This is a genomic window from Paraburkholderia sp. GAS41, from assembly GCF_050436545.1.
Classification (GTDB): Bacteria; Pseudomonadota; Gammaproteobacteria; order Burkholderiales; family Burkholderiaceae; genus Paraburkholderia.
Genome location: NZ_JBNDMK010000021.1, coordinates 98,991 through 111,969 on the forward strand (window position 1 = coordinate 98,991; position 12,979 = coordinate 111,969).

Genomic DNA, 12,979 nt, shown 5'->3' on the forward strand with positions numbered 1-12,979 from the left:
CGCTGACTTATACACTCGGTTATTCACATGGTTATGCACAGCACACCACAAGATATAGTGCAAAACCGTGTTTGTGGCACCAAGTATAGTGGACTTTCAAGACACGTCAAATCGATTTATTTGAGATTACAGCCTTGACTTTTGGCATCGCGCCGCGCGATGGCGCTGCCCGGAGAACAAGGCTGTGCCTGGTTCTCCGCATTTCTCGCAGCGTCACGAAAGGGGGCGTTACAGCGTTTTGGAAAACTTGAGATAGGGGAAGTACCGATCCGCGAGCGCGGTGTTGCGCTGCAGGCGAGGCCATTCGAAATGGGGTCCCGGATCGGTCTTGCGACCCGGCGCGATGTCCGAGTGTCCCGCTAGCGCGTCGATCGGATAGCGCGCGGTGAGCGCCTTCACGAGCGCGCCAAGGGTCTCGTATTGCGCGGTTTCGAATGCGGTGGTGTCGGAGCCTTCCAGCTCGATGCCGATCGAGAAGTCGTTACAGCGTTCACGTCCCAGGAAATTCGACGCACCCGCATGCCACGCGCGCTGATCGCACGAGACGTATTGCTCGAGCTCGCCGTCGCGGTGGATCACGAAATGCGCCGACACCCGCACGCCACGCAGATGGGCGTCGTAGTACGGATGCGCGTCGCAATCGAGACAGTTGAGGAACAATTCGCCAATCGCCGTGCCGCCGAATTCGCCCGGCGGCAGACTGATGTTGTGGACCACGATCAGGCTCGGCACGGCACCTTCGGGGCGCGCTTCGAAATTCGGCGACGGCAGCTTGCGCGCCGCCGTGACCCAACCGTGCTCGTCGACGATGAAGCCCCGGCTCATCGAGCGTCGCGGCCCGTCGGTCGCGCCGCGCGACGTTGCGCGTGAGCGGCGCAGCAGAACGGCTCGCCTGCGACGACCACCGAGTCGCTTGCGGGCGCGTGCACGCCGCACTCGACGCAGCGGATCATCGGCTCAGGCAGCCGCGGCGCGTTGGACGCGCCAGCTTGCGCACCGTTGCCTTTGCCGTTGCCCGCGGCACGCCCACCCGCAGGACCGCCCGCAGCGCCGCTGCGTTGGGAGTGATGCGCGTCAGCACGACGCAGCGCCTTGACCAGCCATTGGCCGACGACGAACAGGAGGATCAGCAGAAAAATTTGTCGCATGGAACGTTCACACCACAGGGCGGTGCAGCAGCACCTCGAAAACAAAACGGCTGCCGACATAGGCGAGCAGCAGCGCCACGAACGACGCCAGCACCCAGCGCAATGCCGCGCGGCCGCGCCAGCCCGACACCTTGCGGGCCGTCAGGAGCGCACCGAACATGAGCCACGAAAGAATCGCGAACACCGTCTTGTGATCGAGCCGCAGCGGGCGGTCGATCAGTTGTTCGCTGAACAGGATCCCCGAGAGCAAGGTCAGTGTGAGCAGTACGAAGCCGGCGCTGATCAGGCGGAACAGCAGCTTCTCCAGCGTGAGCAGCGGCGGCAGCGTGTCCAGCCAGCTCGACAGCCAGCCGTTGCCGGCGGCCGCGCTCTGGCGCTGCAGCACACCGCCGCGCATGGCATGCAGACGCCGCTCGACCAGCAGCATCAGCACCGCGTGCAGCGCCGCGATCGCAAAGAGGCCGTAGGCGATGTTGGCGATCAGGAAGTGCAGTTCGAACATCGGGTCGGCCGCGTACGACAGCACGCGCGCCCCGCCGAAGCCGAGCGGCAGCAACGAGGCGACGCAGGCAAGCGGCAGCACCAGCAGTTGCAGACCATCGAGCGGGAAGAAAAAACTTTCGATCCAGTAGATGCCGGCTCCAAGCCAGAACATCGCCGAGAGCGCGAACGCAAAGCCGAATATCATCGCGTTCTGCGGAAAGATGGTGGTATGCAGCAGCACGCCATGCGCAAGCAGCGCGACGAACAGCAGCAGCCGGCCCGGCGCGCCAAATGCCGAAGCCGCCGGCGCACGGACCGACGCGGGCATAGCCGGTGCGCTCTCGAGCATGGGGCGCAACGCGGTCTGCCGGTGCGAGCGCCAGCCTGCGACGGCGAGACCGCCGTAGAGGAGCGCAGTGAGGGCATACAGTACAATATCCATATTCGAAGTTTACACTAGGCCCCAGTTCCGCGACGTGTCCCGCTTCGCGCCGTACTCCGGCCGCACTGTTCATCGCTCCCCATGCTCGACAATCTGACTCAACGGATGGCGCGCGTCGTCAAGACGCTGCGCGGCGAAGCCCGGCTCACCGAGGCGAACACCCAGGAAATGCTGCGCGAAGTGCGCCTCGCACTCCTCGAGGCCGACGTGGCGCTGCCCGTCGTGCGCGAATTCATCGCCAAGGTGAAGGAAAAGGCCCTCGGCGAGGAAGTCATCAGCAGTCTGTCGCCGGGTCAGGCGCTCGTCGGCGTGGTACAGCGCGAGCTGACCGCGATCATCGGTGGCGACTACGAAGGCAAGGCCGTCGAGCTGAATCTCGCCGTCACGCCGCCTGCCGTCATCCTGATGGCCGGTCTGCAAGGCGCCGGCAAGACCACCACGGTCGGCAAGCTCGCCAAGATGTTGCGCGAGAAGTACAAGAAGAAGGTCCTGACCGTTTCCTGCGACGTCTACCGCCCCGCTGCTATCGCGCAGTTGAAGATGGTGACCGAGCAGGTCGGCGCAGACTTCTTCCCGTCCGAGCCGGACCAGAAGCCGGTGGATATCGCGCGCGCCGCGGTGGACTGGGCCAGGCGCCACTATCACGACGTGCTGCTGGTCGACACGGCCGGCCGTCTCGGTATCGACGAAGCGATGATGCAGGAGATCGCAGCGCTGCACAGCACGCTCAACCCCGCCGAAACGCTGTTCGTGGTCGACGCGATGCTCGGCCAGGACGCGGTCAACACGGCCAAGGCGTTCAGCGACGCGCTGCCGCTCACGGGCGTGGTGCTCACCAAGCTCGACGGCGATTCACGCGGCGGCGCGGCGCTGTCCGTGCGTCACGTCACCGGCAAGCCGATCAAATTCGTCGGCGTCGCCGAAAAACTCGACGGTCTCGAGATTTTCTATCCGGACCGGATGGCGAACCGGATTCTCGGCATGGGCGACATTCTCGCCCTCGTCGAAGAGGCGCAGCGCGGTGTCGACGTGCAGGCTGCGCAGAAGCTCGCCGACAAGGTCAAGAAAGGCGGCGACTTCGACCTCAACGATTTCCGCGCGCAACTCACGCAGATGAAGAGCATGGGCGGCCTGTCGTCGCTGATGGACAAGCTGCCGGCGCAGTTCCAGCAGGCCGCGGCCGGTGCCAACATGGGCATGGCCGAGTCGCAGATGCGCCGCATGGAAGGCATCATCAATTCCATGACGCCCACCGAACGTGCCAAGCCGGAACTGATCAAGGCCACCCGCAAGCGCCGCATTGCGGCGGGCGCCGGCGTGCAGGTGCAGGAGGTCAACCGTATGCTGAACCAGTACGAGCAGATGCGCACGATGATGAAGAAGCTGAAGGGCGGCAACCTGCAGAAGATGATGCGCGGCATGAAGGGCATGCTGCCGGGCATGCGCTAGGCATTCCGGCGGGATGGTCCGGAACCTGCCGGATCATCTCTACGACCAGGCCGCGCGTTTAGGGATGCGCGGGTATATGCTGTAGCGCGCGCCGTCGTTGTTTCCCACACTAATGTATACAGTCACCGCCCGCCAGACGTCATGAATCGCGAAGAAGCTCTCCACATATTCCGCCACTCCGAAGAAATCGTTTCGGCCCACGACGTCAACGCGTCGATCAGTGGAATGGCTGCGGCCATCGCTGCCGAAATGAGCGAGGCGTTTCCGCTCGTGCTGTCGGTGATGGGCGGCGCGGCGGTATTCACCGGCATGCTGTTGCCGCACCTCGATTTTCCGCTCGAATTCGACTACATCCATCTCACCCGCTACCGCAATACCACCAAGGGCGGCAGCGAGATGCAGTGGCGCGTGGCGCCGGCGGAGTCGGTGAAGGATCGCGTCGTGCTGGTGCTCGACGACATTCTCGACGAAGGCGAGACGATGGCCGCGATCCGCGACCGCATCCTCGCGATGGGCGCGAAGCGCTTCATGAGCGCCGTGCTGTGCGAGAAGATTATTCCGAAGGCCAAGCCGCTGCACCCGGATTTCTGCGGCTTCGAAGTGCCGGACCGCTATGTGTTCGGTTGCGGCATGGACGCGAAGGGATACTGGCGCAACCTGCCCACGATTCGCGCCTTGACCGACGCGGCGTAAGCGGACTTCAACCATGGTGTGGCTGGCACGACCAGCGCATAGAAAAAAAGCGGCCCATGGCCGCTTTTTGTTTGTCGCAGCGCGCGAGCTTAGAAATGCGAGTGGTTGCGGGTCGTATTGCGTGTCGTGTTACCTGAGTGGTTGTCCGCAGTTTAAAACCCGCTGCGACCGCCACTCACAGTTGATGCACGAAAGACCGGATGCCGCCGAGCATCATCTCGACCGAGATCGCCACCAGCACCAATCCCATCAGCCGCTCGAACGCCATCATCGCGCGCTCGCCGAGCCAACCCTGAATCCGCTCCGCCAGCATCAGCACAATGGCGCAGACAATCATTGTGACCGATAGCGCGCCGACCCACTCGAGCATCTTGCCAGGCGCCTGCGAGGTCAGCAGCATGACTGTCGCTAATGCCGAGGGGCCCGCCAGCGCGGGAATCGCGAGCGGCACGATCAACGGCTCGCCGCCGCGCGAGTCGCCGCCCAACGGACCGTCCGGGTGCGGAAACACCATTCTGAGCGCGATGAGAAACAGGACGATCCCCCCGCCAATCCGTAACGACTGATCGGTCAGGTTCATCATGCGTAAGAAGCGGTCGCCGCTCACCATGAACGCCAGCAGGATCACGAAGGCAATCCCCACCTCGCGGAGAATGACCACCGCGCGCCGGTTAGGCGCCACCCCGCGCAGGCAACTGACAAACAGTGGAATGTTGCCTAGCGGGTCGGTAATCAGAATCAGCAGGACGGTAGCCGAGACGAAGGTGTACTCCACCGTCCACTCCGCTTAATGAGCCAGCGCTGCGCGAACTTTCTCCGTGACCGTCTGTGCGGCGCCTTCGACCGGCAGCAGCGTCGCTTCAGTATCGCGGCGGCCCTGATACTCAATCTTGCCGTCCTTCAGGCCGCGCTCGCCGATCACCAGACGGTGCGGCACACCGATCAGCTCCCAGTCGGCGAACATCACGCCCGGGCGCTCGCCACGGTCGTCGAGAATCACGTCCACGCCAGCGGCCACCAGATCCGCGTAGAGCTTGTCGGCCTGCTCGCGCACGGCGTCGCTGCGGTCGTAACCCATCGGGCACAGCACGACTTCAAACGGAGCAATTGATTCCGGCCAGATGATGCCCTTGTCGTCGAAGTTCTGTTCGATCGCCGCGCCGAGAATCCGCGTGACGCCAATGCCGTAGCAGCCCATTTCCATGTGCTGCGGCTTGCCCGTCTCACCCAGAACGGTGGCGTTCATGGCTTCAGAGTACTTCTTGCCGAGCTGGAACACGTGGCCCACTTCGATGCCGCGGCAGATGTCGATCACGCCCTTGCCGTCCGGCGACGGATCGCCCTTCCTGACGTTGCGGATGTCTGCGACCACCGGCTCCGGCAGATCGCGGCCCCAGTTCACGCCGGTAATGTGGTAATCCACCTCGTTCGCGCCGACCACGAAGTCGCTCATGTTCGCGACGGTGCGGTCCGCGATGACCTTGACCGGCTTCTTCGTATTGATCGGGCCAAGATAGCCCGGCGGCGTGCCGAAGGTCGCGACGATTTCCGCTTCAGTGGCCATGCGGAAGTCGCCGAGACCCGGCTGCTTGCTCGCCTTGATTTCGTTGAGATCGTGATCGCCGCGCAACATCAGCAGCCAGATCGTCGGCTCGGCGCCTTCGTTTTCCGTGGCCAGCACGATTGACTTGATGGTGCGTTCGAGCGGGATGTTCAGCAGTTCCGCGACGGCCTCGCACTTCGCCTTACCCGGCGTGGCGGTCTTCTTCATGTCTTCGGCAGGCGCCGCGCGGCTGGCGATCAACGGCAGGGCTTCGGCCGCTTCGACGTTGGCCGCAAAGTCCGAGGTCGGGCAATACGCAATGGCGTCTTCACCGGTATCGGCGATCACGTGAAACTCATGCGAGCCGCTGCCGCCGATCGAACCGTTGTCCGCCGCCACCGCGCGAAAATCGAGACCGAGGCGCGTGAAAATGCGCACGTAGGCGTCGTACATCTTGCGGTACGACTCTTTCAGACCATCGACATCCTTGTCGAACGAGTACGCGTCTTTCATGATGAATTCGCGGCCGCGCATCACGCCGAAACGCGGACGGATCTCGTCGCGGAACTTCGTCTGGATCTGATAGAAATTCACCGGCAGTTGCCGGTAGCTCTTGATCTGGTTGCGGGCGATGTCCGTCACCACTTCTTCGTGAGTCGGTCCGATCACGAAGTCTGTCTGCTTGCGGTCCTTGAAGCGCAGCAGTTCCGGCCCGTATTTTTCCCAGCGGCCCGACTCCTGCCACAACTCAGCAGGCTGCACCGCCGGCATCAGGAGTTCAATGCCCCCGGCCCGGTTCATTTCTTCGCGCACGATGCCTTCCACCTTGCGGATCGAGCGCAGGCCGATAGGCAGGTAGTTATAGATACCGCCAGCCACGCGGCGGATCATGCCGGCGCGCACCATCAGCTTGTGACTGACGATTTCGGCGTCGGCGGGGGCTTCCTTCAGGGTGCCGATAAAGAAACGGGAGGCTTTCATTCAGAATTTTCCAAAAGCGGCGGCGCCGGAGCGACCGCCCGAAAGGTGAAAACGGTGGGGAATTCGACAAAGGCGCGACAAAGGGTCACGAACGCGCGGCAAACCTGCGGAAAACCCTTAAGCCGGCGTAGTCGCAAACTCTGCCACGGCATTGCCGCTGCGCCGGATGGCCCAAAGGCTACCGCAAATGCGCCCCTTTTGCGGCGAATCGTCCCAATCCAGGGCGATTCGGTGCGTCAGGTCCGTTATCTGTTTATAATCAAAGCAATTTTAAAGGATTCGAAGGTGGTTGTATGCTGGATCGTGAAGGCTTTCGCCCGAACGTCGGCATCATCCTCTTGAACGCGCACAACGAGGTGTTTTGGGGCAAACGGCTCCGTGAACATTCCTGGCAGTTTCCGCAAGGGGGCATCAAATATGGTGAGACCCCCGTGCAAGCGATGTATCGGGAGTTACACGAAGAAACCGGCTTGCTTCCGGAGCACGTCAAGATCATCGGTCGCACGCGCGACTGGTTGCGCTATGAGGTGCCGGACAAGTTCATCAAGCGTGAAGTACGCGGTCACTACCGCGGCCAGAAACAGATCTGGTTCCTGCTTCGGATGGTAGGGCGCGACTGCGACATTTGCTTGCGCGCCTGCGACCATCCAGAGTTCGATGCGTGGCGCTGGAACGAGTACTGGGTGCCGCTCGACTGTGTGATCGAGTTCAAGCGGGATGTGTATCAGTTGGCGTTAACGGAACTATCCCGTTTTCTACGCCGTGCTGCGCCGCGTTCGGAAAAACCTGGCGGCTATCACGGGCCTCGCTATCCACGGATAGCGCCGACCGCGAGTGAGCTTCAGGAGATGTCAGTAACGACCGTCACGGTCGAGACTACGATTCGCACGACGATCGAGTCCGACTGCGGGTCTGCCGACACCACTCTGACCCAGCCAGGTCTGCGCGATTAAACCCGGTGCGGCTTTCTGCGCTGCATCTGCCGGTGCGGCTCATGAAGTGCCGCGCCGGCGTTTCAAGGAAATCATATTGAAAGCACTTGCTCTCGTCGTGGCGTGCGCCGCCACCGGCGCCCTGCTGGCTGGTTGTTCGAGCACTCCGAAATCCAGCAACAAGGATGACAGCGCGTTTACGTATCTGCTTGACCGCAAGCCCAACTGGACGGAAAACAAGGTGGACGCCTTGCCGGCGCTGCCGGTGGCGTCCAATCTGATCCCCTTTGACGTGTCGGGCAACACGCCGCTGACTTTCGCGGTCGACGCGAAGTCGCTCTCCGTCGGCGATGACGGTGTGGTGCGCTACACGGCGGTCGTGACGAGTCCGAGCGGCGCACACAACGTGAACTACGAAGGGATCCGTTGCGATACGTACGAGTGGCGCCAGTACGCCGTTCTCAATGCGGATCACGACGGCTGGGACACGGTCGCCACGCCGTTTGCACGGATTGAAGACAGTACGCTCAACGGCTATCAGGCGACGCTATACCAGGACTACTTCTGCGCAAACAGAACGCCGGCAGCCTCTGCCAAGCAGATCATCGACAACATGCGCCAGCGGCGCACCGCCGCCTCGCAGATTCACTGAGCGGACAAGCGAAGTGCGCGCTGCCTTTCAGGGCGGCGTGAAGCAAAAGAAAAAGCCGTTCCAGGTTGACTGGAACGGCTTTTTTGCGTCTGTTCGCGATTGCTTCCAGGCTGGCCGTTTAGACCATCTACCAGCAGCGGACGCCTCGATCAAACCAGCACGAGGTTGTCACGGTGAATCAGCTCAGGTTCCAGCATGTAGCCGAGTACGGCCTCGATATCGCCGCTCGGACGCCGCTGAATCAGCTTGGCCTCGGCGCTGCTGTAGTTCGTGAGTCCGCGCGCGACTTCGCGTCCAGCCGCGCTCAGACAGGCAATCACCTCGCCGCGCGCGAACGCGCCCTGCACGCCCACCACGCCGATCGGCAACAGGCTCTTGCCACCGGCCGTCAACTTCTCGACGGCGCCGTCGTCAATCACCACGTGCCCGCGCACTTGCAGGTGATCGGCCATCCATTGCTTGCGTGCCGCCATCCGCGCGGTGCGGGCAATCAGCTGGGTGCCGATTGCCTCGCCCGTGGCCAGACGCGCCAGCACCTCTGGCTCCCGGCCGCTTGCGATCACCGTATTGGCGCCGCTATGCGCCGCCCGCTTGGCGGCGAGAATCTTGGTCAGCATGCCGCCACGCCCCAGACTCGAACCTGCGCCGCCGGCCATCGCCTCGAGCTCCGGAGCGCCGGCGTCGGCCTGCTGGACCAGCGTGGCTAAAGGATCCTTACGCGGATCGGCGGTGAACAAACCCTGCTGATCGGTGAGGATGATCAGCGCGTCGCCTTCGATCAGGTTTGCCACCAATGCGCCCAGCGTGTCGTTGTCCCCGAACTTGATTTCGTCGGTAACGACGGTGTCGTTCTCGTTGATGATCGGCACGACGCCAAGGCGCAACAGCGTGAGCAAGGTGGAGCGCGCGTTCAGGTAACGTTCGCGGTCGGCCAGATCGGCATGGGTCAGGAGAATCTGCGCGGTACGGATCGAATGTTCGGCAAAGCGGCTTTCATACACCTGCGCGAGTCCCATCTGCCCAACCGCGGCGGCGGCCTGCAGTTCGTCGATTTCGCGCGGACGTTTGGTCCAGCCAAGTCGCTGCATGCCTTCGGCAATCGCGCCGGAACTCACCAGTGCGACCTCTTTACCCTGCGCCCGCAACGCGGCAATCTGCGCCGCCCAGCGGCCGATCGCTGCATGATCGAGGCCACGCCCGTCATTCGTGACGAGGCTCGACCCGACTTTCACTACCAATCGCCTGGAGTCTGCGATGACGGAACGCATTGTGCGCGGTCTCCCATGATAATCCGTGATGCCGGCCGGCGACTCATGACGAGCGCGCCGGCGCCCAAGCTATGCGCTTTATTCCAGCGGCTCGGCCGGCTCGCCCGACGCAGCCCCTTCCGCCTTTGCACGGAAACGGACGTCGGCGGCCAGATCTTCCGCTTCGGCCTGGCGCTGGGCGTCCGAGTGGGCCGCGATGTGGTCATACACCGCGTAGCACAGCGCTTCGCAACCCTGACCGGTCAGTGCCGAAATTTCGAAAACCGGGCCGTCCCAGCCGAAACCTTTGGTGAATGCCGACACGCGCGCTTCGCGCTCGTCTTCGGGCACCATGTCGATCTTGTTCAGCACCAGCCAGCGGGTTTTCTCGAACAGCAATTCGTCGTACTTGCGCAGTTCGTTGACGATTGCCTTGGCTTCGGCGACGGGGTCGACCGCCTCGTCAAACGGCGCGATATCGACAATGTGCAACAGCAAGCCGGTACGCTGCAAATGGCGCAGGAACTGGTGCCCCAAACCGGCGCCTTCTGCCGCGCCTTCGATCAGACCAGGAATGTCGGCAATCACGAAACTGCGGCTCGGACCGACGCGCACCACACCCAGATTCGGCGCGAGCGTCGTAAACGGGTAATCGGCGATCTTCGGCTTCGCATTCGACACCGACGAGATGAAGGTGGACTTGCCGGCATTCGGCATGCCGAGCAGACCGACATCGGCCAACACCTTCAACTCAAGGCGCACCATCCGGCGTTCACCGGCCTTGCCATCCGTCTTCTGACGCGGTGCACGGTTCGTACTGGACTTGAAATGCAGGTTGCCGAGACCGCCCGCGCCGCCTTCGGCGATCAGGATGCTCTGGTTGTGTTCTGTCAGGTCGGCGATCAGTTCGCCCGTTTCCATGTCCGAGATGATCGTGCCAACCGGCATGCGCAACGTGATGTCGTCGCCGCCCTTGCCGTAGCAGTCCGCGCCACGGCCGTTTTCACCGTTACGCGCCAGATGCTTTTTTGCGTAGCGGTAATCGATCAGCGTGTTGATGTTGCGGTCTGCCACTGCGTAGACGCTGCCGCCGCGGCCGCCATCGCCACCATCCGGACCGCCGAACGGGACGAACTTTTCGCGGCGCATCGACGCGCTGCCATCCCCTCCGTCGCCGGCGATGACTTCAATCCTCGCTTCGTCAATGAACTTCATGCGTAACTCCGTCCCGTGTGTAACGCTATTTTGCCGTGCCCGCAGTGCGTTGGACAATCGACCGATTGGCCATCCGCGCGGGCTCACGACAACAGATACAGCTATGAACCTGCAATGAAAAAGGCCCCGCTAACTTCGCGGGGCCTTTTTTCGGTCCTGAAGCCCGTGCCTGAGTAAACTCAGACTGCTGCCGGGACTACGTTGACCATGTGCTTCTTCGCTGCGCCCTTCGTCGAGAAATTGACGTGGCCGTCCGTCAGCGCGAACAAGGTGTGATCCTTGCCGATACCGACGTTTTCGCCCGGGTGCATACGCGTGCCACGTTGACGTACGATGATGCCGCCAGCGTTGATGGCTTGACCGCCGTAAACCTTCACGCCGAGACGCTTCGACTCGGAGTCGCGGCCGTTACGTGACGATCCGCCTGCCTTTTTGTGTGCCATTTGTTAGCTCCTTAACCGGTGCGCTTACGCGTTGATCGCGTCGATGCGCAGTTCGGTGTAGTTCTGGCGGTGGCCGCCATGCTTCTGGTAGTGCTTCCGGCGACGCATCTTGAAGATGGTCACTTTTGCGTGACGACCTTGCGACACGACGGTAGCCTTGACGGAAGCCCCACTGACCAGCGGCGTACCGAACTTAATCGATTCGCCTTCGCCCACTGCGAGAACCTGGTCGAGCGTGATTTCAGCGTCAATGTCTGCCGGTATCTGTTCTACTTTAAGTTTTTCGCCGACGGCAACTTTATACTGCTTGCCACCGGTTTTTATGACCGCGTACATTGAGAACCTCACTCTGTGTTCATTTTTCCCGCGCACCACGCGCGGAAACCCGTGATTATACATAGAGTTAGCTGCTCGGTCAAAACTCGTTGACAGGCGCCGCCACGCAACGTAATGCCCGGCCAGCCGGGCGGCCGTGCGCCGATCACGCAGGCTGCGGCCCGGAACTGTCGCGATTCGCCTTATAATTCGCGGCACTACCCAATTCAGCCATCATGTCGTCGACTGCCACTCCCTCCCCCAACGCCGCCAACCTGCTCGCCCCGATTGCCGAAGACATGGAGCAGGTGAATCGCGTCATCCGGCACCGCCTGGCGTCCGAGGTGATGCTGATCAATCAGATTTCCGAGTACATCATCAGTGCCGGCGGCAAACGTCTGCGGCCCGCGTTGCTGTTGCTGGTGGCCGGCGCGCTGGGCGAAACCACGGGGTACCGGCACGAACTGGCCGCGGTGGTCGAGTTCATCCATACGGCCACCCTGCTGCATGACGACGTGGTCGACGAATCCGATCTGCGGCGCGGCCGGCAAACCGCCAACGCCCTGTTCGGCAACGCAGCAAGCGTCCTGGTGGGCGATTTTCTGTACTCGCGCTCGTTCCAGATGATGGTTGGAGTCGGCAAGATGCGCGTCATGGAAATCCTGTCGGAGGCCACCAACATCATCTCCGAAGGTGAAGTCCTGCAGTTGCTGAACATGCATGACGCCGACGTGGACGAGGCGCGCTACATGCAGGTGATTCGCTACAAGACGGCCAAGCTGTTCGAAGCGGCCGCCCAGCTCGGCGCGGTGCTGGCCGGCGTCGACGCGACCACGGAAGCCGCCGCGGCGGAATTCGGCCGGCGCATCGGCACGGCCTTTCAGATCATGGACGACTGGCTCGACTACACGGGCACGGCGGAATCCATGGGCAAGAATGCCGGCGACGACCTGCGCGAAGGCAAGCCCACGCTGCCGCTCATCTATCTGATCGAACGCGGCACGCCGGAACAGTCCGCGCTTGCACGTGAGGCGATCGAACAAGGTGGCACGGACCGCTTTGAAACGATCTTCGAGGCCATCACCCGCTCAGGCGCACTGGATCACACGCTGGAATGCGCCAAGCAGGAAGCCCAAGCGGCGGCAGCAGCAATTTCTTCGTTTCCCGATTCCATTTTCAAAGATAGCCTGCTAGAATTATGTTCTTACTCGACGGCGAGACAGTCTTGAACGAGACTGAAGCGCCAAGTTAGTCCAGTTGAGTACAGAGCAGTACAAATCGGGGTGTAGCTTAGCCTGGTAGAGCGCTACGTTCGGGACGTAGAGGCCGGAGGTTCGAATCCTCTCACCCCGACCAGATTTTGAAAAAACCGCACAGCTTCGTGCGGTTTTTTTTCGCCTGCCTTTTGCCTTGCTGTTTTTCACCCCCTGTTCGCG

At 62.2% G+C, this 12,979-nt stretch carries 14 protein-coding genes and 1 tRNA gene; 6 read left to right on the top strand and 9 right to left on the bottom strand.

The window, feature by feature from the left end:
* Positions 1 to 228: 228 nt before the first annotated feature.
* From ampD to P3T43_RS25525, 3 genes are read right to left on the bottom strand one after another with little or no spacing between them, the layout of a single operon-like run.
* Complete coding sequence (gene ampD, locus P3T43_RS25515) at positions 229 to 825, bottom strand: 1,6-anhydro-N-acetylmuramyl-L-alanine amidase AmpD (RefSeq protein WP_429283786.1); 597 nt, start codon at positions 823 to 825, stop codon at positions 229 to 231.
* Complete coding sequence (locus P3T43_RS25520) at positions 822 to 1,148, bottom strand: PP0621 family protein (protein ID WP_429283787.1); 327 nt, start codon at positions 1,146 to 1,148, stop codon at positions 822 to 824. Before P3T43_RS25520 ends, ampD begins: the two co-directional genes overlap by 4 nt.
* A gap of 7 nt (positions 1,149 to 1,155) precedes the next feature.
* Complete coding sequence (locus P3T43_RS25525) at positions 1,156 to 2,073, bottom strand: cytochrome C assembly family protein (protein ID WP_429283788.1); 918 nt, start codon at positions 2,071 to 2,073, stop codon at positions 1,156 to 1,158.
* Between the two features lie 81 nt (positions 2,074 to 2,154).
* On the opposite strand from P3T43_RS25525, the gene ffh reads away from it, so the two are divergent.
* Positions 2,155 to 3,522, top strand: coding sequence for a signal recognition particle protein (gene ffh / locus P3T43_RS25530; RefSeq protein ID WP_429283789.1), 1,368 nt, complete (start codon positions 2,155 to 2,157; stop codon positions 3,520 to 3,522).
* Positions 3,523 to 3,663: 141 nt separating this feature from the next.
* Positions 3,664 to 4,215 carry a hypoxanthine-guanine phosphoribosyltransferase gene (locus P3T43_RS25535; RefSeq protein WP_429283790.1) on the top strand — a complete coding sequence of 184 codons (552 nt, stop codon included), beginning with the start codon at positions 3,664 to 3,666 and terminating at the stop codon, positions 4,213 to 4,215.
* Positions 4,216 to 4,390: 175 nt separating this feature from the next.
* Here the strand turns inward: P3T43_RS25535 and P3T43_RS25540 are convergent, their stop codons facing one another.
* Positions 4,391 to 4,990 (bottom strand): MarC family protein, encoded by a 600-nt coding sequence (locus P3T43_RS25540; RefSeq protein WP_429283791.1) that lies wholly within the window; start codon positions 4,988 to 4,990, stop codon positions 4,391 to 4,393.
* A 12-nt stretch (positions 4,991 to 5,002) separates the two neighbouring features.
* Positions 5,003 to 6,739 (bottom strand): proline--tRNA ligase, encoded by a 1,737-nt coding sequence (locus P3T43_RS25545; RefSeq protein ID WP_429283792.1) that lies wholly within the window; start codon positions 6,737 to 6,739, stop codon positions 5,003 to 5,005.
* A gap of 293 nt (positions 6,740 to 7,032) precedes the next feature.
* Here P3T43_RS25545 and P3T43_RS25550 point away from each other — a divergent pair, with 293 nt between their 5' ends.
* Both P3T43_RS25550 and P3T43_RS25555 read left to right on the top strand, forming a co-directional pair.
* Positions 7,033 to 7,692, top strand: a complete 660-nt coding sequence (locus P3T43_RS25550) for an RNA pyrophosphohydrolase (protein WP_429283793.1) — start codon at positions 7,033 to 7,035, stop codon at positions 7,690 to 7,692.
* A gap of 76 nt (positions 7,693 to 7,768) precedes the next feature.
* On the top strand, positions 7,769 to 8,323 hold the full coding sequence (locus P3T43_RS25555) for a CNP1-like family protein (protein ID WP_429283794.1): 555 nt from the start codon (positions 7,769 to 7,771) through the stop codon (positions 8,321 to 8,323).
* Between the two features lie 149 nt (positions 8,324 to 8,472).
* On the opposite strand, the gene proB is transcribed toward P3T43_RS25555, so the two are convergent.
* The 4 genes from proB to rplU all read right to left on the bottom strand — a co-directional run bounded on the left by proB (position 8,473) and on the right by rplU (position 11,564).
* Complete coding sequence (gene proB, locus P3T43_RS25560; RefSeq protein WP_429283795.1) at positions 8,473 to 9,591, bottom strand: glutamate 5-kinase; 1,119 nt, start codon at positions 9,589 to 9,591, stop codon at positions 8,473 to 8,475.
* A gap of 78 nt (positions 9,592 to 9,669) precedes the next feature.
* Positions 9,670 to 10,785 carry an Obg family GTPase CgtA gene (gene cgtA / locus P3T43_RS25565; RefSeq protein WP_429283796.1) on the bottom strand — a complete coding sequence of 372 codons (1,116 nt, stop codon included), beginning with the start codon at positions 10,783 to 10,785 and terminating at the stop codon, positions 9,670 to 9,672.
* A 179-nt stretch (positions 10,786 to 10,964) separates the two neighbouring features.
* Positions 10,965 to 11,228: a 50S ribosomal protein L27 gene (rpmA, locus tag P3T43_RS25570; RefSeq protein ID WP_007180330.1), complete on the bottom strand. Its 264-nt coding sequence runs from the start codon at positions 11,226 to 11,228 to the stop codon at positions 10,965 to 10,967.
* A gap of 24 nt (positions 11,229 to 11,252) precedes the next feature.
* Positions 11,253 to 11,564, bottom strand: a complete 312-nt coding sequence (gene rplU / locus P3T43_RS25575; protein ID WP_007180329.1) for a 50S ribosomal protein L21 — start codon at positions 11,562 to 11,564, stop codon at positions 11,253 to 11,255.
* A 215-nt stretch (positions 11,565 to 11,779) separates the two neighbouring features.
* On the opposite strand from rplU, the gene P3T43_RS25580 reads away from it, so the two are divergent.
* Together P3T43_RS25580 and P3T43_RS25585 are read left to right on the top strand one after the other, a co-directional pair.
* The gene (locus P3T43_RS25580) at positions 11,780 to 12,772 is read left to right on the top strand and encodes a polyprenyl synthetase family protein (RefSeq protein ID WP_429283797.1); all 993 of its coding nucleotides are present in this window, start codon (positions 11,780 to 11,782) and stop codon (positions 12,770 to 12,772) included.
* 50 nt (positions 12,773 to 12,822) lie between these two features.
* Positions 12,823 to 12,899: transfer RNA gene (locus tag P3T43_RS25585), tRNA-Pro, on the top strand.
* Positions 12,900 to 12,979: the final 80 nt, after the last annotated feature.

Coding starts and splice junctions, on each gene's coding strand:
- ampD (WP_429283786.1), bottom strand. CDS start 825: ATGAGCCGGGGCTTCATCGTCGACGAGCACGGTTGGGTCACGGCGGCG.
- P3T43_RS25520 (WP_429283787.1), bottom strand. CDS start 1,148: ATGCGACAAATTTTTCTGCTGATCCTCCTGTTCGTCGTCGGCCAATGG.
- P3T43_RS25525 (WP_429283788.1), bottom strand. CDS start 2,073: ATGGATATTGTACTGTATGCCCTCACTGCGCTCCTCTACGGCGGTCTC.
- ffh (WP_429283789.1), top strand. CDS start 2,155: ATGCTCGACAATCTGACTCAACGGATGGCGCGCGTCGTCAAGACGCTG.
- P3T43_RS25535 (WP_429283790.1), top strand. CDS start 3,664: ATGAATCGCGAAGAAGCTCTCCACATATTCCGCCACTCCGAAGAAATC.
- P3T43_RS25545 (WP_429283792.1), bottom strand. CDS start 6,739: ATGAAAGCCTCCCGTTTCTTTATCGGCACCCTGAAGGAAGCCCCCGCC.
- P3T43_RS25550 (WP_429283793.1), top strand. CDS start 7,033: ATGCTGGATCGTGAAGGCTTTCGCCCGAACGTCGGCATCATCCTCTTG.
- proB (WP_429283795.1), bottom strand. CDS start 9,591: ATGCGTTCCGTCATCGCAGACTCCAGGCGATTGGTAGTGAAAGTCGGG.
- cgtA (WP_429283796.1), bottom strand. CDS start 10,785: ATGAAGTTCATTGACGAAGCGAGGATTGAAGTCATCGCCGGCGACGGA.
- rpmA (WP_007180330.1), bottom strand. CDS start 11,228: ATGGCACACAAAAAGGCAGGCGGATCGTCACGTAACGGCCGCGACTCC.
- rplU (WP_007180329.1), bottom strand. CDS start 11,564: ATGTACGCGGTCATAAAAACCGGTGGCAAGCAGTATAAAGTTGCCGTC.
- P3T43_RS25580 (WP_429283797.1), top strand. CDS start 11,780: ATGTCGTCGACTGCCACTCCCTCCCCCAACGCCGCCAACCTGCTCGCC.